The sequence below is a fragment of the Nocardiopsis algeriensis genome, from assembly GCF_014203695.1.
In the GTDB taxonomy this organism is placed as follows: domain Bacteria; phylum Actinomycetota; class Actinomycetes; order Streptosporangiales; family Streptosporangiaceae; genus Nocardiopsis; species Nocardiopsis algeriensis.
Window position 1 is genome coordinate 89,752 of sequence record NZ_JACHJO010000006.1, and the last position, 19,664, is coordinate 109,415.

Consider the following 19,664-nt stretch of genomic DNA (forward strand, 5'->3'; position numbering starts at 1 on the left):
CTCGTTTCGGGGGAACTGACTTACCGGACATGAACATAACAAACGTTTCCGAGGCCATTCCCGATCGGACTTGGCGATAATGTTTATCCTTTGTTCGTCTGGGTATGACTGGCATACTTTATGGGGCTGTTGCCGGCGGCGCGTCCTTTTCCCATTTCCGGAATTCCGACCCATGTATCGGTTCACCTGCGCAGGGTCGCCCCGGGTGGGACATGTCGTCGCTCTGCGTAAGACTTCCCAGGTCGTCCGCCTGCGGCCGTCGCCGCGAAACGCGGAGTGCGGGACAGCCAGGTTTTCCTGTGTGCTAATTCACACGCATCTGGGTCATTGTCCGGTGCACAACTGGCCTGCGGAAACACGTCCGCGGCTTCCTGTTCGCGGAATTTTCCCCCGCCGGGACTGGCGCGCGGCTTTCCGCACCGGCACGGTTGTGGGGTCCACGTCCCCTCACCCGCTCAGAGGAGAGAACAGTGAGGTCCACCCCCCGGACCGCGGTCCCCCGCACGCATTCCCCGCTTCCCCGCCTCCGGCGCGCCCTGGCCGCGGTCGGCGCCCTCGTCCTCGCCGTGTCCCTCGGCTGGTCGGCCCCCGCCGCGGCCGACCACGTCCTGCCCCCGGGCATCCCCAGCACCTCCGGTGCCCAGAGCCAGCTCGCCTCCCTCACGGTCCGCGCCAAGGGACCCCAGACCGGCTACGACCGCAGCCTCTTCCCCCACTGGGCCGTCGTCGACAGCCCCTGCACCGCCCGCCAGCACGTCCTGCTCCGCGACGGGCACGACGTGGTGGTGGACTCCGGCTGCCAGCCCACCTCCGGGCGCTGGTACAGCTCCTACGACAACGTCTGGTGGGGCGGCGCCGTCTCCCAGATCAGCGTCGACCACATGGTTCCGCTCAGCGAGGCGTGGAAGACCGGCGCCGCCTCCTGGAGCACCGCCAAGCGCCGCGACTTCGCCAACGACGTCCGCTCCCCGCAGCTGTGGGCCGTCACCGCCTCGGTCAACAGCTCCAAGGGGGACAAGGACCCCTCCCAGTGGATGCCGCCCAACACGGCGATCCACTGCGACTACGTCAAGGCCTGGGTCAACGTGAAGTACCGCTACGGCCTCACCGTCACCTCCTCGGAGAAGTCCTCGATCCAGAACACGATCAGCAGGCGCTGCTGACCCTCGCGGCCCGCCCCGGCCCAGGGGCGGGCCGACCGCTTTCCGGCGCGCCGCAACCCCGTCCGCTTCTACGGCCGCAGCCCCATACCGCACTATGGGGGATGGCCGCGGACGCGCCCGGCACATCGGGCCCGTCCGCCAAGCGACGCGACCAGGAGGCACGAGAGATGACCGGTACATGGGGGACCCGCGGCGCCACCCGGCTCGCGGTCCGCTACTTCGACGACCGGGTGCTGTTCAGCGACAGCGAGGCCTGGGCCTACTTCCGGCTGCCGACGGTCTCCTACGAGTTCACCACCCCTGAGGAGCGCCAGGCCCTCGCCACCAACATCACCATCGCGCTCGCCGCCATCCGCATGAACGACGCCGAGGTCCACCTGCGCGTCGCCCACCGCACCTACCCCGCCGCGGACTGGGCCACCCGCCTGGACACGACCTCCGACTCCGGCCCCGGCTGGTTCGACTACCTGGAGGAGACCTACCGCCACGTGTGGGCCAAGGACTTCTGGAGCAAGGAGGTCTACCTCGGCGTCCGCCTGGGGCTGCGCAGCTCCGGTGTCGGGCTCGGCCTCTTCTCCCAGTTGTTCGGGGCCTACCAGCGCACCGAGCAGGCCCTCGGCATCAACGACGACGCCGTCGACGACAAGGAGATCGCCCGCTGGACCGACCAGTCCGAGCGGCTGGGCCGCGCACTGGCCGCCAGCTCCCTGCACGCCCGCCACGCCACCTCCGACGAGATCGCCTGGCTCCTGCGCCACGCCGTCACCGGCTCCTCCGAGGAACCCCGCACCTCCGCCGCTGGCCGCCGGACCTGGGGACGCGGCGAGATCGAGGCCCTCGTCGACGGCACGATCCACAACGGCCGCTCCCTCCTCCGCCTCGAACAACCCTCCGGCTCCACCTACGTCGCGTTCCTGTCCTTCGCCCGCTTCCCCGACCTCATGCCCTTCCCCGACGGCGAACCGTGGATGCACCACGCCGACTCCCTGCCGTTCCCGGTGGAGATGTCCCTGCGCATGAAGCTCATCCCGCCCGCCAAGGCCTCCAAGGACGTCGGCCGCAAGCTCGCCCACGCCCGCGACATGGACGCCCACATCCGCGAGGCCGGGGTGGAGGCGCCCATCGCCCTCGCCGAGCAGATCGACGCCGCCCGCATGCTCGAACACGGCATCACCAAGGAGCGGCTGCCGTTCGTCTACGGCTGGCACCGCCTCATGGTGTCCGCCCCCACCGAGCGCCTCCTCGGCCAGCAGGTCGAGGCCGTCATCGAGCACTACCGCGACATCGGCATCGACGTCGTCAACTCCACCGGCGACCAGTTCTCCCTCTTCAACGAGTCGCTGCCCGGCGACCGCATCCGCCTCGGCGCCTACGCCCAGCGCCAGCCGCTGCGGACCATCGCGGGCGGCATGCCCACCGCCACCGTCGACGTCGGCGACCGCGTCGACGCCGGAGGCGGCGGCTGGATCGGCCCCTACATCGGCGAGACCATCGGCCGCACCCGCTCCATCGTCCACTTCGACCCCATGGTCGCCGCGGCCCGCAACCGCCCCACCGCCATCGCCATCACCGGCGAGCCCGGCGGCGGCAAGACCACCCTGGCTCTGCTGCTCATCTACCAGCTGGCGCTGCGCGGTGTCACCGTCGCCGCCATCGACCCCAAGGGAGACGCCGAGTCCCTGGTCGAACTCCTCCAGCGGCGCGGCCGCAAGGCCCGCATCATGTCCCTGGGCTCGGCCGAGCCCGGCCTGCTCGACCCCTTCGCGTTCGGCGACGACCTGGCCGCCAAGAAGACCATGGCCACCGAGACCCTGCGCCTGCTCCTGCCCCGCATGAGCGAGGAGCGCGAGTCCGCCATGATCCAGGCCGTGGCCGCCGTCGCCAACCAGCCCCGGCCCTCCCTGGCCAAGGTCGTCGACCACCTCTCCTCCGCCGAGGACGCGGCCTCGCGCAACCTCGGCGCCGTGCTCTCCTCCATGTCGGAGATGCGGCTGGCCTCCGTCTGCTTCGACCCCCAGGGCGAGGCGCAGATCGACACCGAGGGCTGGACCACCGTGTTCACCCTCGGCGGCCTCACCCTGCCCGACTCGGGCGTGGGCCGCGACGACTACTCCTACGAGCAGCGCCTCTCGGTCGCCCTCCTCTACCTGGTGTCGCAGTTCGCCCGCCGCCTCATGAACGGCCTCGACCGGCGCCTGCCCAAGGCGATCTTCCTCGACGAGGCCTGGGCGGTCACCTCCACACCCGAGGGCGCCAAGCTCGTCCCCGAGGTCTCCCGGATGGGCCGCTCCCGCAACACCGCCCTCATCCTCGTCTCCCAGAACGCGGGCGACCTGCTCAACGAACAGGTCACCAACTGCCTGTCCTCGGTGTTCGCGTTCCGCTCCAGCGAGCGCTACGAGGTAGAGAGCGTCATGGCGCTGCTGGGCGTGGAACCCACCGAGGACCACCTGGCGGTGCTGCGCAACCTCGGCAACGGCGAGTGCCTCTTCCGCGACCTGGATGGCCGGGCCGCGCGCATCGCCGTCGACCTCGTCTCCGAGGACCTCCTGCGCTGGCTCGACACCAACCCGACCCGCAGGCGCCCCCGCGACCCGGGCCTGGCCACCGCCCCCTCCGACGGCTGAGGCGGCGCCCCGGCGGGGCGGTGTGTCCGAGAGACGGGTTCGAGGAGGCACCCGGCGGGAACCCCTACAGTGCCGGGGAATCCCCCGACCTCCCGGCCCCGCACCGCCCCCCACCGGCACACTCACGAGGTACCGCCCATGAGTGAGGACGTCCACCGGCCGCGACCCGTCGTCGACCCCCACCTCCCCCCGCCGCTGCGGGAGGAACTCCTGCGCGGGGCCGAGGAAGGCGCGGACCCGCCCCTCAGATGGCCCAGCGGAGAGACCGTCACCCGCAGCGCCCGGCTGCGCGAGGGCGTGATCCAGCTCCTCGCGGTCGGCACCGCCCTCGTCCTGTCCCTCGTCGTCGCGGGCTGGTACCTCGGCCTGTTCGTGGCCGGGGTCGGCCTCCTGGCCCATTCCGCCTCCCTCGCCCTGCGCCGGGACGCCCACCCCGCGGCCCGCGCCGCCGCGGCCCTCACCGCCGCGACCACCGCCGTCGCCGCACCCCTCTGGCTCCTGGACGCCCTGCCGCCCGAACCCCCGCTCGCCGTGCCCTGGGCGGTGTTCGGCGCCCTCGTCCTCCTCGTCACGGCCGACACCCTCACCTCCGGCGTCCAGCGCAGCCTCCGGGAGCGCCTCGGCGAGCACACCGGCCGCGTCGTCCTTCCCGACGACCTCGGCCCCTCCGGCTGCCGGCTCCTGGCAGAGGTCCAGCGCGTCGTCGACCGGGTCGAGGAGGCCGGGCGCGAGATCGGCGGGGACTCCCTCGACACCGACCGCGCCCTGGCCGTCCTGCGGGACCAGGAGTGGCGCATCGCCTCGCTCCTGGCCCGCCAGCGGGAACTGCGCCGCGACCACCTGCGCCGCCGGCACAAGGCCTCCTCGGCCCGCGTCCGCGAGGCCCTGCGGCCCCAGCGCGAACACCTGGACGCCGTCGAGGAGGCCGTCCGGAGCCGCGTCGCCGAGATCACCGGGTACGGCGACCTGGTGGAGCAGGCGGTGGCCGCCCACCGCGAATGGGAGCAGTGCCAGGAGGCGGCCGACTCCACCGCCGAGTACGCCGAGCACCGGGCCTCCGCCGCGTTCCTCGGCACCCCGTCGCCCGAGGTCGGGGAAGTCGCCCGGAGCGCCGAGGCGGCCCGCAGGGTCCGGGACGAGAGGGTCGGCCTCCTGGCGGGGTACACCCTCCCCGCCGGCTGAGGCGGCCGGGCACGCACGCTCCGCGGGCGCCCGGCGTCCCGGACCGGCCGTCCCGCGGACGTCCCCGGTCTCTGCGATATTGGCTCCATGAACGAGCCCGGAACGACGAACGCTCCCGCGGACCGGGGGACTCCGTCCGGCCGCGTGCCCCGAACGGCCGCGGACGCGCCGGACCCAGCGGCCTCCGACCTCCTCGCCACCCTCCGCCGGAACCTGGCGACCCGTGTCGCCTCGGGCCGGGGCGGATACGTCGAGCTCCTCGACCAGGCCCGGCGGGACCTCGCCGACCTCGCCGACCCCGACGAACCCGAGGACGTCCGCGCCGCCCTGCCCGGACTCGTCGCCTCCGCCCTGGCCGGACACGCCCGGCGCGGCCGCCGCCGGCCCTCCCGCACCGACACCGAGCGCCTCACCCGCGCCTTCCGGGCCCTGGACGCCTGCGGGATCACCGCCCGCGAGGAGTTCCGGTGCTGCTCCACCTGCGCCCGCGCGGAACTGGGCGACGTGGCCGAGGCCGCCGGAGCGCGCGGCTACGCCTTCTACCACTGGCAGGACGCGGAGGTGGCCGCCGCCGGCGGGGCCCTCGCGGTGGGCTTCGAGTCCCGCCACCCGCTCCGCCGCGCCGCCGTCGGCGAGGAGGTCGCCGAGGTCCTGCGCGCGCACGGCCTCACCGTCCACTGGGACGGCGACCCCGACCGCAGGCTCGAGATCGCCATGGACTGGGACCGGCGCCGCCACGGCCGCCTGGCCGCCTTCCCCGAGCCGGAGGACCCCTCGGAGCCCCGCCTCACGGTCGCCTTCACCAACCCCGGCCCCTACCGGCTCCCCGGCTGGCTCACCCGCTACGAGGGCCGGGTCGCGGTGTCCGACCTCGCCCGGATGGTGCTGCCCTGGCTGCCGGCCGGAGTGGTGGCCGCCGTCACCGGCGCCGGCGGTACCGAGGCCCGCATCGAACGCGACTTCGGGTTCCTGCGCGTGGCCGGCGGCCCCGACCTGCCCCGCGACCGGGTCGAGGAGCACCTCGGCCGCTGGGCGGTGTGCGGGACCTGGCCCCCGCCCGCCTCGCCCGATCGCGGCGGCGTGCTCGACGTCACCTACTTCGACGCCTCCGGCGAGGGCTCCGTCGACTCCCCCGAGCCGATGGACGGCACCGCGGCCCGTGACCTCCTCTACCGGCTCACCCCCGTCGAGGGGACGTTCGCGGTCTTCACGGCGCACACCGGCGCGGTGGTGCAGATGATGTGGGAGAGCGGGATGCGCCTGTGGATGGAGGAGCTGTCGGACGGAGGAAGCGCCGCGGGCCGCCACGTCTCCCTCCCCGAGGCCGAGGAGGTGGTCCGCGTCCTGGACGCGGAGGGCCGCTCCGCCCTGGCCGACCTCGGTGAGCTGAGCCCGCCCGCCTGGTGAGACCCCGGCTCAGCCGAGGCCGAAGTAGGCCCGCGCCCGCCTCGGGACGGTCAGGAGACCGCCCAGCACCAGCTGGAACAGGAGGATCGCCGCGTAGAACGGCAGCTGCGCGGGCGCGTGGACCAGCATGACGAACATGTCGAGCACGAGCATGACCGACACCAGCAGCTGCACCAGGACCACGGCCCCGTACAGCAGGCGTGAGCGCGTCGCCATGCAGGAGGCGGCGAACGCCGAGAACAGCCCCCACCCGCCCAGGACCGCGACCGATCCCCAGCCCTCCCCGCTGCCGAGTGCCTCCGCCGTGAACAGGGCGACGAGCACGACCACGTAGAGCGCGTTGGCCCCGAGCATGACGACGGCGGCCGTCACCGGCAGGGACATCCGTCCCGCCGGACGGGAGTTCCGCCGCGACGCGGGGCGCCCTGCCCGGTGCGCCCGGTCGATGCGGCCGGCAGCGCCGGGAGGAGGTGCGGTGGAAGCGTCCCGCCCGTGCGCCCAGGCCCCGGGCGGGACGGAGGCGTCGTAGGCGGTGTGCGCGGTGTGCGGTCCGCCAGGAGCGCCGTATGCGGTGTGGGGCCCGCCGGATGCGGGGACACCCGGGGCGGGGATCCCCTGCGGGGCCGCCGCCGGTAAGGCACCGCCGCCGGCCGGGGCGGCCGTCAGAGGAGCCGGACCCCCAGGGGGCGCGAAAGCAGGCCCGCCGTGCTCCGTGTGCGCTCCACCCGGGGCAGCGTGCGGGGGAGGGGGCCCCGCAGGTGCGGGGGTGCCGGAGGCGGGGGTGCCGGGCAGCGGTGCCGGAGGCAGTGCGGCCGCGGAGGTACCCGGGGCGGGAGCCCCCGGCGGAAGCGCGGCCGCCGCTCCCCGGGCGTCAGGCGCCGGGCTGCGGTGTTCCGCCGCACGCTCCAGGATCTCCAGGGCCTCGTCCGCAGTGGGCCTCGCGGACACGTCCCGGGTGAGCAGCGCCCCGATCAGCTCCCGCAGCGGGGACCCCTCGGGCACCGACAGCCTCGGCGGCACCGGCCCGGCGAGGACCGCGTTCACGGTCCCCGTGACGGTGGACCTTTTGAAGGGGGACCGCCCCTCCAGCAGGAGGCACAGGGTCACCCCCAGGCTCCACAGGTCGGAGGCGGGCAGCGCCCGCTCACCGTCGAACCGCTCGGGCGCCATGTACTCGGGCGAACCGACGTACACACCCGTCTTGGTCAGCGCGGTGGTGCCGTCCATGTCCGCGATCCCGAAGTCGGTCAGGACGATCCGCCCGTCCTCGGTCGCCATGACGTTGGCCGGCTTGACGTCCCGGTGCGTGACCCCCGCCCCGTGCGCGGCGGACAGACCGCCCAGCAGCGCCCGCGCGATCCGCTCCACCTCCTCCTCGGACAGCGGGCCGTCCTGCACCCGGTCCCGGAGGGAGGAACCGCTGAGCAGCTCCATGACGATCCACGGGGTGCCCTCGTGCTCGAACACGTCGTGCACGGTCACCACCGACCCGTGCCGGATCCTGGCGGTGGCCCGCGCCTCGCGCAGCGTGCGCTCGCGCGCCTGCGCGCGCTCCTCCTCGGACATCTGCTCGGGGAGGGAGACCTCCTTGACGGCGACGTCCCGTTCCAGGGCGGGGTCCCAGGCGTGCCAGACGGCGCCCATTCCGCCCGCACCGAGCTGTTCCCGCAGCTCGTAGCGGCCGACGGAGGAACGGCTGGGGGAGGACATGGAGGGGGAGTCCCTTCGATGGGGAAGGAAGAACGCTTCCGCCAATGTAGTCGAGAAAACCGGCAGGGCGGTCCTTTCCGTACCCGCTGTAACCCGTGTACCGGCATGTCCGGTCACCCTCGGAAAGGCCGACGCGGGGACGGAGTTTCCGACCGCCGGCGGAAGGACCGCGCCCGGACGCGGCTGCCCGGGCGGGGAGCGCCGCCCCGGACGGCGTGCGCGCGCCCGGGGAGGCCCCTTCTTCGGGGGAAAGAGCCGCCAAAGGCAACCGGGAGAGGGCGCGTTCCGTCGTCTCCCGTGGGCCGGGGAAACGGATGGGGAGGAAGGGGAGAAAGAGGGCATGGCCCCGCTCACCGGGAAGCGGTGGAACGGTCTGCGGTACGGGCCGCTCGCACTGCCTGGAAAAAGTCACCCGGAAGCACGGAAGCCCTGAAACCGCAGGCGATTCCGGTACTGGTTTCGGCCCTACGACAACGTGCACCGGGGCGCACTCAGAAGAGGAAACCCTGCGCGGTGAGTTGTCCGGTTGTCTGCTGAGTGTCCACTTCCCCTCTTGCTTCGCGATGTGATGCCCGTCATAGTCACCTTGTGGGTAGCAAATTGTGGCCTTGCCGCTTTTGGGTGTTGTGGACAACCGTTCATGTCCACTACCTGCGGAAACATGGATACGTAACCCCTTTGTCGCCCCACGTCGGGGCACTTCTGGGGTACGAACCGGAAAAGTCACTGCGTTGTATCCACCCGCCGGAGCGGTGTTGGCGCACCATGGAGGATGGGGTAAAGACATGCGGGGGCCTTGTGGTCGCCTGCGATCCCGTGCTCGGCCTACCGCCGGCAGGGGTGGTCCAGGCGATCGGTGGGGCCCCGATGTCTGCCATCGGCCACCAGGGCACGGACCACGACGCAGGAGCCAGCAGATGACGCATCAGCACGTCCGACGGCGGGGATGGCGACGCCTCCTGATGACGTTCCTCATGCTCACGGGCCTCGTCGTGCTGCCACTGACCGGCGCCCAGGCCAACCCCCTGTGCCCGGGCGAGCCGGCACCGCTGCCGGAGTCGGCGGGCAGCGGATCCGACGGGCTCCTGGTCCCGCCGCAGTCCCAGTCGGCCATCGAGGGATCCCCCGACGGCCTGCCGCCCGACGCCAGCATGTACGGCCAGTACGGCACCGCCGGACAGCAGTGGCACATGATCACCGAGTCCTGCGTCGACGGGATGAGCAACGGCGCCCAGGCGACGCTGGCCAACACGGCGTGGGACCTGTCCAAGACCATCAACCAGTCGACGATCACGGTGTACCAGGCCGCGACGTCGGACGGGCTGCTGGCGAGCTTCAACGAGCTGGTCGAGAACGTCGTGGTGACACTGCGGGAAGGAGTCTGGCGACCGCTGATCCCGACGGTGGTCATCCTGGGCGCGCTGTGGCTGGGCTGGTACGGGCTCATCCGCAAGCGGATGACGCTGACCCTCGAGTCGTCGGTGTGGATGGTGGGCGCCACGGCCCTGGGGCTGTGGATCATGGTCAACCCGGGACAGGTCATGGGCATGGCGAGCGGGTTGGTGAACTCGGGAAGCCAGCTGGTGACCAGCACGGTGGGCCAGATCCCGTACGGAGGAGGCTCGGGGACGTGCCCGGCGGGTGCGGAGGCACCGGAGCGGGCCGACTGGGAATCCGAGGCGGACTTCCAGGTCCGCCGGAACGCGGACATGCTGTGGTCGAGCCTGGTGTGCCAGCCGTGGGTGGCGGGGCAGTTCGGTAATGGTGATATTGCCGAGGACGCATCCATTGACCACGCTATGGCTCTAATCTCGGCTCAGGGCGTTAGCCGAATCGAGCAACAGCAGATACGTGACGGAGAACTGGATGCTAATGACCTAGTTGAGGAAAAGCAGGAAGCCTACGGTCAAATTGCTGCTGATGTTGAAACCACTTATCCGAGTGTCTACCCCTTGTTCTCTGGCCAAGACCAGGGGAGCCGACTCGGGGTGGCAACACTTGCTCTGTTCGCGTCGATCTTTGCCGGGGGCCTGATCCTCGCAGGGTCCGTGGCGCTCATCGTGCTGAAGATCGCCTTCCTCCTGCTCTTCCTGCTCTCCCCGGTCTTCCTGCTCATCGGCATCCACCCCGGCTACGGGCGTATGGTCCTGCTGCGCTGGGTCGAGCTGATGCTCGGCTTCCTGCTCAAGCAGATCTTCATCGTGCTTCTGATCTCCTTGCTGGTCATGTGCTACGGCATGGTCATGTCCACCAGCCTCGGCTGGGGCCTGCAGATGATCCTGCTCGCGCTCTTCACGGTGGCCCTCTTCGTCTACCGCAAGCCGTTCGCCTACCTGTTCGCCTCGGTCAACGCGAACACCTTCACCTCCCGCATCGTCAGCGACGCCGCCCAGAGCCAGGCGCTCGCCAAGAGCGCGGCCGTGCTGCCGCCCGTGGGCTACCTCAAGATGCAGAACTGGGGACGACGCAACAGCGCTGCGATCGCGGCGACCGCTGCCGGGGTCCCGGCAGGCGGTGCCGCCGCCGGAGGTGTTGCCGCCGGAGCCGCGGAGGAAGCCGCAGGCGAGGCGGGCGAGCCCGTGCGTACGCGAGGTGTCAGCGGATACGGACGAGTCCGGGACAACGGCACCGCGCCTCCGCTCAACGTCAACCGCCAAGAGGGCAAGAACAGCAGTACCGCCCGAACCAACAGCGGAGGGGTCGGAACCCGTTCCGGAGACCAGGCCCCGAGCCTCAACCGCGCCGGCTCGATTCCGCCTCGCCCGAGCGGCGGCTACACCGGTACCGGTGATACCGGCTGGGCCTCCGTGTTCGGGACCGATTCCGGAAGCCGTTCCGAGCGCCGCGAGAGCGCGAGTCCGTCCGCGGGGAGCGGTAGCCGCGCCGCGAGCGCGGAACGGCCCGAGCCCAGTGGCGGAGGCGGCATCTTCGGCGGACGCGAGGACACCCCGCCCAGGGGCAGCCTCGGTGCGCAGGGCTCCCGCTGGGGCGCGCCCAGGGAGAGGCGCGACCGCCCGGCTCCGGCCCGTCCCGCCCGACCCAGCCCGGTGGTCGAGAGCCGCCGCGGTGACGGGGAAGGCGGCTGGCTCACCGGCTCCGGCAGCCGTGACAAGGATGCTCCCATCACTCCTTTCTGGGGAGAGAGTGGTAGTTCTCCTCAGAGGGACCGGAAGCGCGACGTGCCCTTCTGGCTGAACGACGACTGACGGACAAAGGCCCCGAGCAATGCCCAACCCCCTTGACGAACGCGTCCAGCGGTTCGTGTTCATCGGTCTCATCGCCGTGCTGGTCGCCTTCGGGGTGTACCTCAGCGTGGGCGGCCTCGGTGGCGGGAACGAGGACGAGGAACAGGAGCGGCAGGAGACGGCCCAGGACACGGAGACCCCGCAGCAGGACAGCGGACCTGTCGCCGTCCCCGACGGCCTCTCCACGGTGGAGCCGAGCCCGCTCCCGACCACCGGTGCCGGAGATGCGGACGTCCTGGAATGGTTCCCCTTCAGCGAAGAGGAGCTGCAGACGGCCGGAGCGACGGCTCAGGGCTTTGCCGAGGCGTACGGGACCATCGATTACACGGAGCCTCCCGAGACCTACTACTCCTCGCTGCGTGCGCTGGCCACCGCCGAGTACTCCGAGGTGTTGGAGAGCTCCAGGGCCGGTGCCTTCTGGGACGAGATGTCCGAGGCCGAGGCCGTGGCCGAGGGCCGCGCCGAGATCGAGCAGATCAGGAGCTTCGGGGACGACTCGATCACCTTCGTGGTGACGGCGCAGTCCATCACCGAGACCTCGAACGAGGAGTTCGACGAGGACCTCGGCGAGTTCGCGATCACGGTCGTCCGCAGCGGTAGTTCGTGGAAGGTCTACGACTTCCAGCCTGCCGACGCCGGACAGCTGGGAGAGGAGAGAACGGGGTGATCTCCCTCTTGCGGGGAACAGGGGACCGCGGCGGGGCGGGTGTGTGGATCGGCGTGGCTGCCGCCGTCGGAGTCGCGGTGATGTTCATGAGCGCGATGGTCGTGATCCCGCTGATCACCAACACCACCCAGCAGATGGGCACGCTCATGACGAGCGGGCTGGTGTGCGGTCCGGGCACCACCTCCGAGCAGCCCGACGCGAGCGGCTATGCGATGGACTCCATCCCGGAGAACTACCTGGAGCTGTACAAGGAGACGGGGGAGGACCGGGGAATCCCCTGGAACATCCTTGCCGGCGTCGGCCAGGTGGAGTCCCACCACGGGCGTTGGGAGGGCCCCGGGATCAAGGAGGGGCACAACGACTGGGGTGCGGCCGGCCCCATGCAGTTCGGCGCCCTGGACGGCTCGGCCGCCGGCAACAGCTGGGGTGGCGAACCGGTCCAGCCCGTCGAGGAACGCCCGGAGAACGGATACGGGGTCGACGGCAACGGCGACGGGATCGTCAACGTCTACGACCCTGCCGACGCCATTCCCGCAGCCGCCGACTATCTGATTGCCCACGGGATCGAGGACGACGTCCGCAAAGCCATCTACGGCTACAACCACGCCTGGTGGTACGTGGACGACGTGCTGGAATGGGCGGAAAAGTATGCGGACGGCCAGTTCAACACATCGGGGGCCATTCAGACGTCCGTGACATGCGAGTTGGACGCGGACGGCATTCCCATCGGCAGGGCCCCCGACGACCTCACGCAGGCGGTCGTCGACTGGGCGCTGAGCCAGCGGGGAAAGCCCTACATCTGGGGCGGCACCGGGCCGAACGGGTTCGACTGCTCGGGGCTGATGCTGAAGGCCTACGCGAGTATCGGCGTGACCATTCCGCGGATCTCCCAGGATCAATGGAAATTCGGACCCGAGGTCGAGCCGGGAGAAGAACAGCCCGGTGACCTGGTGTTCTTCAACGTCTCGCGGTCGGGGGAGCCTCCCGGGCCCGGCCATGTGGGAATGGTGATCGGTGACGGGCTGATGGTGGAGGCCTGGTGCACCAACTGTGGACCGATCGCGGTGCGTGAGTACGATGACCCCAATCGTTCGAGCATCACGGGGTTCACCCGTCCGCTTGAGCACCCGGACGTGAAGGCGCAGCTGGAGGCGCAGGACAACCGTGGCTGACGACAAGGCGGAAACCAAGCAGAAGCAGCGGCCGAAGAAGCAGGGGCTTCACGGGTGGAAGGCTGCGGCCGCCGTCTTCGGCTGTGGAACGTTGGCGGCCTTTGGCGTATTCGGCGTTATTGTCATGATTGCTGGCCTCCTAGTAAATACGACTTCCTCTGGTGTGGATTCGCCCGAGTATCATGCAGGTGTTGAGCAAAGCGGGAAGCCAAGGGAAAGTCTGGAGCCTGGTGGCCTTAACTTGTGTGATGACTACTTGACGGAGATATCAGATATAAATATCTCTGAAGTTGCTTCGAGTAGTCATTCTGATGACGCCTTGGAGTCTGGATATGAGGCCGGGGATGCGCGCATGGTCTCAGGAGCTTGTTCGTTTCTTGTGACTCCTATGTACGGGGTTACCTCTGAATGGGTCCTCGACTTTGATTACCGCGCAGTCATACATTCTCCTGATGGCGACCGTGACCAAAGCGCTCAAGATATATTCTCTGAGGTATCGTCTTCGGCGGAAGATGGTTTTTCCTCAGTGGAAAGTAAGGGTCAACGCAAGTGGGCTGACTCTGCTCATTACTTCTACGGTGTGGCTCAGGGTTCTGTGAGTCGGTACATGGTGGTTGCGCAAACAAGGAGCGCTGTCTATTCTGTCTCTTTCTCTGGATCCTCTGAGGATGTTGAAGGGGGCATGGTTCCTGAGATCGACTTTGAAAGGCAGTCAAGAGACTTGATTGAAAGACTTCATGGTCGGTTCTACCGACTCATTCCGCGTTGATCTTGTGGCCTGTTTTAAAGGGAAATAATTGGTTCCTGCTAGGACTCACGCAACCCCGGCCATGAAGTGGTGGCGGCACAGCGTGGCGTACGACTCGTTGCCCCCGATGTGGACCTGTTCGCCCTCGTAGATCATCACACCGTCCACCACCCGCGCGTTGTGCGTCGCACGTCCCCCGCACCAGCACCGCGCCGACACCGGCAGGACCTCGATCTTGTCCGCCAGCTCCACCAGCCTCTGCGACCCCGGGAACAGCCTTCCCTGGAAGTCGGTGAGGATCCCGTAGCAGTACACGTCGATCCCCATGCCGTCCACGACCCCGGCCAGCTGCCCCACCTGTTTCGGTGACAGGAACTGGGCCTCGTCGCAGATCACGTACGGCGCTTTGCGGGCGGCGACGTCGTCGTACAGGTCCAGGTGGTCGGTCACCTCGACGGCGGGCGACTTCAGCCCCAACCGGGACGAGATGATCCCCGAGCCCGCCCGGTCCTGCTTGGTGTACAGCACGCCCTCGCTGCCTCGGGAGTGGTGCTCCTGGAGCGCCATGGTGCTCTTGCCCGAGTTCATCGCCCCGGTGAAGTACTTCAGCTCCGCCATTGCCTCTTCCTCGGTCGCGGGCTCCGGTGCTGTCGACGGCTCGGGCGGTCGGCCGCCTGGCCAGCAGAGAACATACCAGCGTCGCGGCGCCTCCCTCGAACCCCCGCCCGGATGCCCGCATCCCACTTCTTGAGAGACTCTGTACGCCGATGGGGCGCGGTATTCCTGCCGAGGGGGCGGTTTTTGGACCGTAGGCAAAGAGGCCGGGCTCCATCCGAAAAAGGAAGTGAACGGACGAAGTCGGTCGCCTTCCGCGCGGCTGTATCGGGCTCCTGTTCCGGGGCAGGGGAAACGCCCTCTTCAGGGTGTTGCGGCCCGGGGTCGGCGGTTCCTGCGGGGGCGGTCAGCGGTCCTGTGCAGCCTCTGTGAAAGGCTTGTGCGCCGCTGGGGGGAGGCCGGTTTCCGGTGTCTTCGGGTGCTTGCTGCCCGAATCACAAGTACATACCTGGAGGTGTTCGGGCAATTGGGGCGTGAGCAAGTCAAGCGGGTGGTGGAGAGCAACTGGTTCTCCAACGGAATGCTCACGGTGATTCTGATCAATGCGGTTGTTTTAGGTTGGGCTACTTATGGTGGTTCCGCACTTCCGTATCTGTTGATGGCGGAACACGTGATCGTCGGGATCTTCGTAGTCGAAATGACCCTCAAGATCTACGCGGAGAGGGGAGACTTCTTCCGCAGCCCCTGGAACTGGTTCGACTTCCTGGTGGTCCTCGTCTCGGTGATCCCCGTGACGGAGCAGTTCTCGGTGCTGAGGATCCTCCGGGTACTGCGGGTGCTCCGCATAGTGACGGCCGTCCCGCAGATGCGGATGATCATCACGGCGCTGTTCAGGTCCGTCCCGGGGATGGGGGCCGTGGTCGGACTGTTCCTCGTGGTCATCTACACGGCGGCGATCATCTCGCACCAGCTCTTCGGCCGGGCCGTCCCCGAGTTCTTCGGTGACCTGGGTACCTCGCTCTACACGATGTTCCTGCTCCTGACCACGGAGAACTGGCCGGACGTCTCCGACGCGGTCCTGGTGCACTACCCCATGGGATGGATCTTCTTCGTCGGCTACATCGCGCTGACGACGTTCGTCATGCTCAACCTCGTCATCGGCGTGATCGTGACCTCCATGGAGCAGGAGGTCAACGAGCTGCGCTGGAACGAGGACCAGGAGCTGGAGGCGGTCCAGCACGAGGCCGTCATGGCACGCCTGGCCGACCTGAGCCTCCAGGTGGAGCGGCTGCAGAGGATGGTCACCGGCGGCGACACACGCAACGGGGAAGTGCCCGAGACCCTGGAGGAGCTGACAGTCATCCCGCCCCCGTCCCCTTCCCAGGATGTCGATCTGCCCCGGAGCAACGGCCGCCCCCTGGCCGATCTGGAGGAGTGAGCACCGGACGAGGCGGTTCGCGGCTTCCTGCGCCGGGGCACCTCAGCCCGTACCGACCCTGCTCCTCCAGCGGGGGCGGCACAAGGAGCCGGAACTATCCGCTCTGCCCCGGAGGCAGCGCGGTGAGGCAGCAGTCGTCGAGGATCCGCGCGACAGCCTGGGCGATGCTGCTGTGCTCGTCGATCACCGTCTCGGCTCCTCCGGGAAGCAGGTCACGAGGACGCCACCACTCGCGCATCTGCGCCTCCCCGAACTCGTCGGCCACGGGCTTGGTCGCGTGCCGCTCCAACGTCACCGCGAAGGGGATGTCCAGGTAGTAGCAGCGCGAGAGGCCGCGGTGGTCGCGCATCAATGAGGTGAGCATGTCGCCGTACCGATCGGCGTACAGGATTCCTTCGACCACCACATGGAAGCCGGCGTCCAGAGCATGGCGGGCCATCAGGTCGATGAGCCCGATGTTGGCCGCTCCGGGCCGGTCCTTCTCCTTGAGGACGACGCGGCGCACATAGTCCTGTTCGATGACGGCCAGGCCACGGCCGTAGGCTTCACGCAGCGCTCGGGCGATGCTGCTCTTGCCCGAACCGGAGTTCCCCCGGATCACCACCAGGCGCGTACTCGCGCTTCCTGTACCGGCCATGCCTGCGACCCTAGAGGCCGGTTGGTGTCGGCGGGGCCCTACAGGCCCCGTTCGGGGCCAAGAACTTCCGGACCCGGGCAGACATGGTCAGAGTTCGGTTTCGCTGTACCGGGACCTTTCGAGGATGTGCTTGGGCAGGTATCCGGATTCCAGGTCGGGGTTGAAGCCGGGGACGACCTGGGCCAGGTCGTAGGCCATGCACGCTATCCCGAACAGCTGAAGGGGCACAGCACCGTTGGTGTCCCTGGAGCGTTCTTCGTCAGCGGTGTAGTAGGCGCGGAAGAGGCGGGTGCCCTGTTCCATGGCCTCGTTGAACTTCTCGGTGTCCTGTTGGGCGAGCCGATAGAGGCTTTCGATGACCGGGAAGACCAGAAGGTTAAGGCTCTCGGCGTCGCTGATGGAGGCGTTCTCGGGCCTGGACAGGTCCATGGCCTGGTAGAGGTTGTCACCCAGCGTGGGCCGGTTGAGGATGAAGTCCTGGAGGGCCGCGATCCAGGGGTAGATGTATTCGTCGTAGGCTCCGCCGTGTTTCTCGCTGGCTTCCCTGAGGAAGGCGGGGGTGATCTGGCAGAGGGACGCGACGCGGTTCTCGTCACGGCAGGAGACAGCCAGGGAGAATGCGGTCAGCCAGGTACCGGCATCGCAAGTGTGGCCCGGGGGCAGGTGGCGCAGCGTGCGGCGCTTCTGGTTGATGATGCGTTCGACGGTCTCACCCGGCGCGATGGAGCACATCGCGAAGGGCGCCTCGGCGACCTGCATCCACGTCGTCCAGGCCTCCCAGGTGTACAGGTGCGCGCCACTGGGGTCCACAGCGAGATAAATCTTGGTCATGAGCGCGATGTTGTCGAAGACCATGCCGGCGGTCGGCGGCATCTTGGCAAGTCGGGTGACCTGCTTTTCGATCTCCTCCGGGTATTTCTCCGAACGCCTTCTGTAGTGTGGAAGGCTTACATCATGTCTGGGAATGGATGCTGGCATCTTGCGATATTTTTCTCTGGTTGCACGGACTTTTTAGTGGAATCCCAATTCGAGTGTGCTGCTCGGAAAAGACTCGCTGGCATCGTTCTCCCGTGGTTCGGGACAGCGGATGAAAGCGCGCGTTCATGGTCTTCTTCTTCCGTCTGTCGGCTGGTCAGATTTCGAGTTCTCCATGCCGGGATCGTTTGAGGATGTGCTTGGGCAGGTAGCCGGAATCCAGGTCGGGGTTGAAGTCGGGGAAGATCTGGGCCAGGTCGTAGGCCATGCACGCTATCCCGAACAGATGGAGGGGCACGACCCCTTGCTTGTCCCTGGAACGCTCTTCGTCAGCGGTGTAGTAGGTACGGAAGAGGCGGATGCCCTGTTCCATGGCCTCGTTGAACTTCTCGGTGTCCTTTTGGGCGAGCCGATAGAGGCTTTCGATGACCGGGAAGATCAGGCAGTTGAGCCTCTCGGCGTCGCTGATGGAGGCGTTCTCGGGCCGGGACAGGTCCATGGCCTGGTAGAGGTTGTCACCCAGGGTGGGCCGGTTGAGGATGAAGTCCTGGACGGCCGCGATCAAGGGGTAGATGTATTCGTCGTAAGCCCCTCCACGTTTCTCGCTGGCTTCCTTGAGGAAGGCGGGGGTGATCTGGCACAGGGACGCGACGCGGTTCTCGTCACGGCAGGTGACAGCCAGGGAGAATGCGGTCAGCCAGGTGCCCGCGTCGCACTCGGGGCCCGGGGGCAGGTGGCGCAGCGTGCGGCGTTTCTGGTTGATGATGCGTTCGACGGTCTCACCCGGTGCGATGGAGCACATCGCGAAGGGCGCTTCGGCGACCTGCATCCAGGTGGTCCAGGCCTCCCAGGTGAGCCATTCACCAGCGGTCGGGTCCACTGATAGGCAGATGCGTGCCTCCAGGCCGATGCTGTGCAGAGCCATGTCGGCCATCATCGGTTTGTTGACCAACCAGGAGACCTGTTTTTCGATCTTCTCGGGGAATTTGGCCATGCGACTTCTGTAGTGAGGCATACTCAGGTCATGTCTGGGGATGTCTGCCAGCATCTTGTAGTACTTTCTTTAGTTCTATGGGGGTTCGTATTGGGGCGTCTTGCTCGGCGAATAATTACCGACATCACTTCAGTGTGTTCTGGGGTATAGCCCTGGCTCAGAAGTGGCTGGTCTTAGCGCCCTTGATCGGCTGGTCAGATCTCGAGTTCTCCATGCCGGGATCGTTTGAGGATGTGCTTGGGCAGGTAGCCGGATTCCAGATCGGGGTTGAAGTCGGGGAAGATCTGGGCGAGGTCGTAGGCCATGCACGCTATCCCGAACAGATGGAGGGGCACGGTCCCTTGCTTGTCCTTGGAGCGTTCTTCGTTGGCGGTGTAGTAGGTACGGAAGAGGCGGATGCCCTGTTCCATGGCCTCGTTGAACTTCTCGGTGTCCTTTTGGGCGAGCCGATAGAGGCTCTCGATAACCGGGAAGACCAGGCAGTTGAGCCCCTCCGCGTCGTTGATGGAGGCGTTCTCGGGCCTGGACAGATCTATGGCCTGGTAGAGGTTGTCACCCAGCGTGGGCCGGTTGAGGATAAAGTCCTGGACAGCCGCGATCAAGAAGTAGATGTACTCGTCGTAGGCCCCTCCACGTTTCTCGCTTGCCTCCTTGAGGAAGGCGGGGGTGATCTGGCACAGGGACGCGACGCGGTCCTCGTCACGGCAGGTGACAGCCAGGGAGAATGCGGTCAGCCAGGTGCCCGCGTCGCACTCGGGGCCCGGAGGCAGGTAGCGCAGCGTGCGGCGCTTCTGGTTGATGATGCGTTCGACGGTCTCGCCCGGTGGGATGGAGCACATCGCGAAGGGCGCCTCGGCGACCTGCATCCAGGTGGTCCAGGCCTCCCAGGTGAGCCATTCACCAGCGGTCGGGTCCACCGACAGGCAGATGCGTGCCTCCAGGCCGATGCTGTGCAGAGCCATGTCGGCCATCATCGGTTTGTTGACCAACCAGGAGACCTGTTCCTCGATCTCTTCGGGAAATTCGGCCATGCGACTTCTGTAGTGAGGCATACTCAGGTCATGTCTGGGGATGTCTGCCAACATTGTATGTTGTTTTTCTCTATTTGCACGGATGTTTTAATGGAAATTGGAATTTGGACGCC

Annotated in this window: 15 protein-coding genes; 9 read left to right on the top strand and 6 right to left on the bottom strand. The window is 68.0% G+C overall.

Features of this window, described 5'->3' with window-relative positions; translation table 11 throughout:
• Positions 1-470 precede the first annotated feature (470 nt).
• The 4 genes from FHS13_RS10905 to FHS13_RS10920 all read left to right on the top strand — a co-directional run bounded on the left by FHS13_RS10905 (position 471) and on the right by FHS13_RS10920 (position 6,379).
• Positions 471-1,163, top strand: a complete 693-nt coding sequence (locus FHS13_RS10905; RefSeq protein ID WP_184291156.1) for a GmrSD restriction endonuclease domain-containing protein — start codon at positions 471-473, stop codon at positions 1,161-1,163.
• Between the two features lie 167 nt (positions 1,164-1,330).
• Positions 1,331-3,790: an ATP-binding protein gene (locus tag FHS13_RS10910; protein ID WP_184291158.1), complete on the top strand. Its 2,460-nt coding sequence runs from the start codon at positions 1,331-1,333 to the stop codon at positions 3,788-3,790.
• Between the two features lie 138 nt (positions 3,791-3,928).
• Positions 3,929-4,972, top strand: coding sequence for a hypothetical protein (locus tag FHS13_RS10915; protein ID WP_184291160.1), 1,044 nt, complete (start codon positions 3,929-3,931; stop codon positions 4,970-4,972).
• A gap of 144 nt (positions 4,973-5,116) precedes the next feature.
• A complete protein-coding gene (locus FHS13_RS10920) occupies positions 5,117-6,379 on the top strand; it encodes a DUF6891 domain-containing protein (RefSeq protein ID WP_343064981.1) in 1,263 nt (420 codons plus the stop codon).
• A 9-nt stretch (positions 6,380-6,388) separates the two neighbouring features.
• Here FHS13_RS10920 and FHS13_RS10925 read toward each other — a convergent pair whose 3' ends face one another.
• Positions 6,389-8,089: a serine/threonine-protein kinase gene (locus FHS13_RS10925; protein WP_184291162.1), complete on the bottom strand. Its 1,701-nt coding sequence runs from the start codon at positions 8,087-8,089 to the stop codon at positions 6,389-6,391.
• Positions 8,090-9,006: 917 nt separating this feature from the next.
• On the opposite strand from FHS13_RS10925, the gene FHS13_RS10930 reads away from it, so the two are divergent.
• From FHS13_RS10930 to FHS13_RS10945, 4 genes are read left to right on the top strand one after another with little or no spacing between them, the layout of a single operon-like run.
• Entirely contained in the window at positions 9,007-11,295 is a 2,289-nt protein-coding gene (locus FHS13_RS10930; RefSeq protein WP_184291164.1) for a TrbL/VirB6 family protein, read from the top strand.
• Positions 11,296-11,314: 19 nt separating this feature from the next.
• Positions 11,315-12,001, top strand: a complete 687-nt coding sequence (locus FHS13_RS10935) for a hypothetical protein (RefSeq protein ID WP_184291166.1) — start codon at positions 11,315-11,317, stop codon at positions 11,999-12,001.
• Complete coding sequence (locus FHS13_RS10940) at positions 11,998-13,173, top strand: NlpC/P60 family protein (RefSeq protein WP_184291168.1); 1,176 nt, start codon at positions 11,998-12,000, stop codon at positions 13,171-13,173. Before FHS13_RS10935 ends, FHS13_RS10940 begins: the two co-directional genes overlap by 4 nt.
• The gene (locus tag FHS13_RS10945) at positions 13,166-13,942 is read left to right on the top strand and encodes a hypothetical protein (protein WP_184291170.1); all 777 of its coding nucleotides are present in this window, start codon (positions 13,166-13,168) and stop codon (positions 13,940-13,942) included. Before FHS13_RS10940 ends, FHS13_RS10945 begins: the two co-directional genes overlap by 8 nt.
• Positions 13,943-13,987: 45 nt before the next feature.
• On the opposite strand, the gene FHS13_RS10950 is transcribed toward FHS13_RS10945, so the two are convergent.
• On the bottom strand, positions 13,988-14,539 hold the full coding sequence (locus FHS13_RS10950; protein ID WP_184291172.1) for a thymidine kinase: 552 nt from the start codon (positions 14,537-14,539) through the stop codon (positions 13,988-13,990).
• A gap of 517 nt (positions 14,540-15,056) precedes the next feature.
• On the opposite strand from FHS13_RS10950, the gene FHS13_RS10955 reads away from it, so the two are divergent.
• Positions 15,057-15,914 (top strand): ion transporter, encoded by an 858-nt coding sequence (locus FHS13_RS10955; protein ID WP_246405181.1) that lies wholly within the window; start codon positions 15,057-15,059, stop codon positions 15,912-15,914.
• 94 nt (positions 15,915-16,008) lie between these two features.
• On the opposite strand, the gene FHS13_RS10960 is transcribed toward FHS13_RS10955, so the two are convergent.
• From FHS13_RS10960 to FHS13_RS10975, 4 genes are all read right to left on the bottom strand, one after another.
• A complete protein-coding gene (locus FHS13_RS10960; RefSeq protein ID WP_184291175.1) occupies positions 16,009-16,551 on the bottom strand; it encodes a kinase in 543 nt (180 codons plus the stop codon).
• A gap of 87 nt (positions 16,552-16,638) precedes the next feature.
• A complete protein-coding gene (locus FHS13_RS10965) occupies positions 16,639-17,424 on the bottom strand; it encodes an immunity 49 family protein (protein WP_246405159.1) in 786 nt (261 codons plus the stop codon).
• A gap of 259 nt (positions 17,425-17,683) precedes the next feature.
• The gene (locus FHS13_RS10970) at positions 17,684-18,520 is read right to left on the bottom strand and encodes an immunity 49 family protein (RefSeq protein WP_184291179.1); all 837 of its coding nucleotides are present in this window, start codon (positions 18,518-18,520) and stop codon (positions 17,684-17,686) included.
• A 194-nt stretch (positions 18,521-18,714) separates the two neighbouring features.
• On the bottom strand, positions 18,715-19,551 hold the full coding sequence (locus FHS13_RS10975; RefSeq protein WP_184291181.1) for an immunity 49 family protein: 837 nt from the start codon (positions 19,549-19,551) through the stop codon (positions 18,715-18,717).
• Between the last annotated feature and the right edge of the window lie 113 nt (positions 19,552-19,664).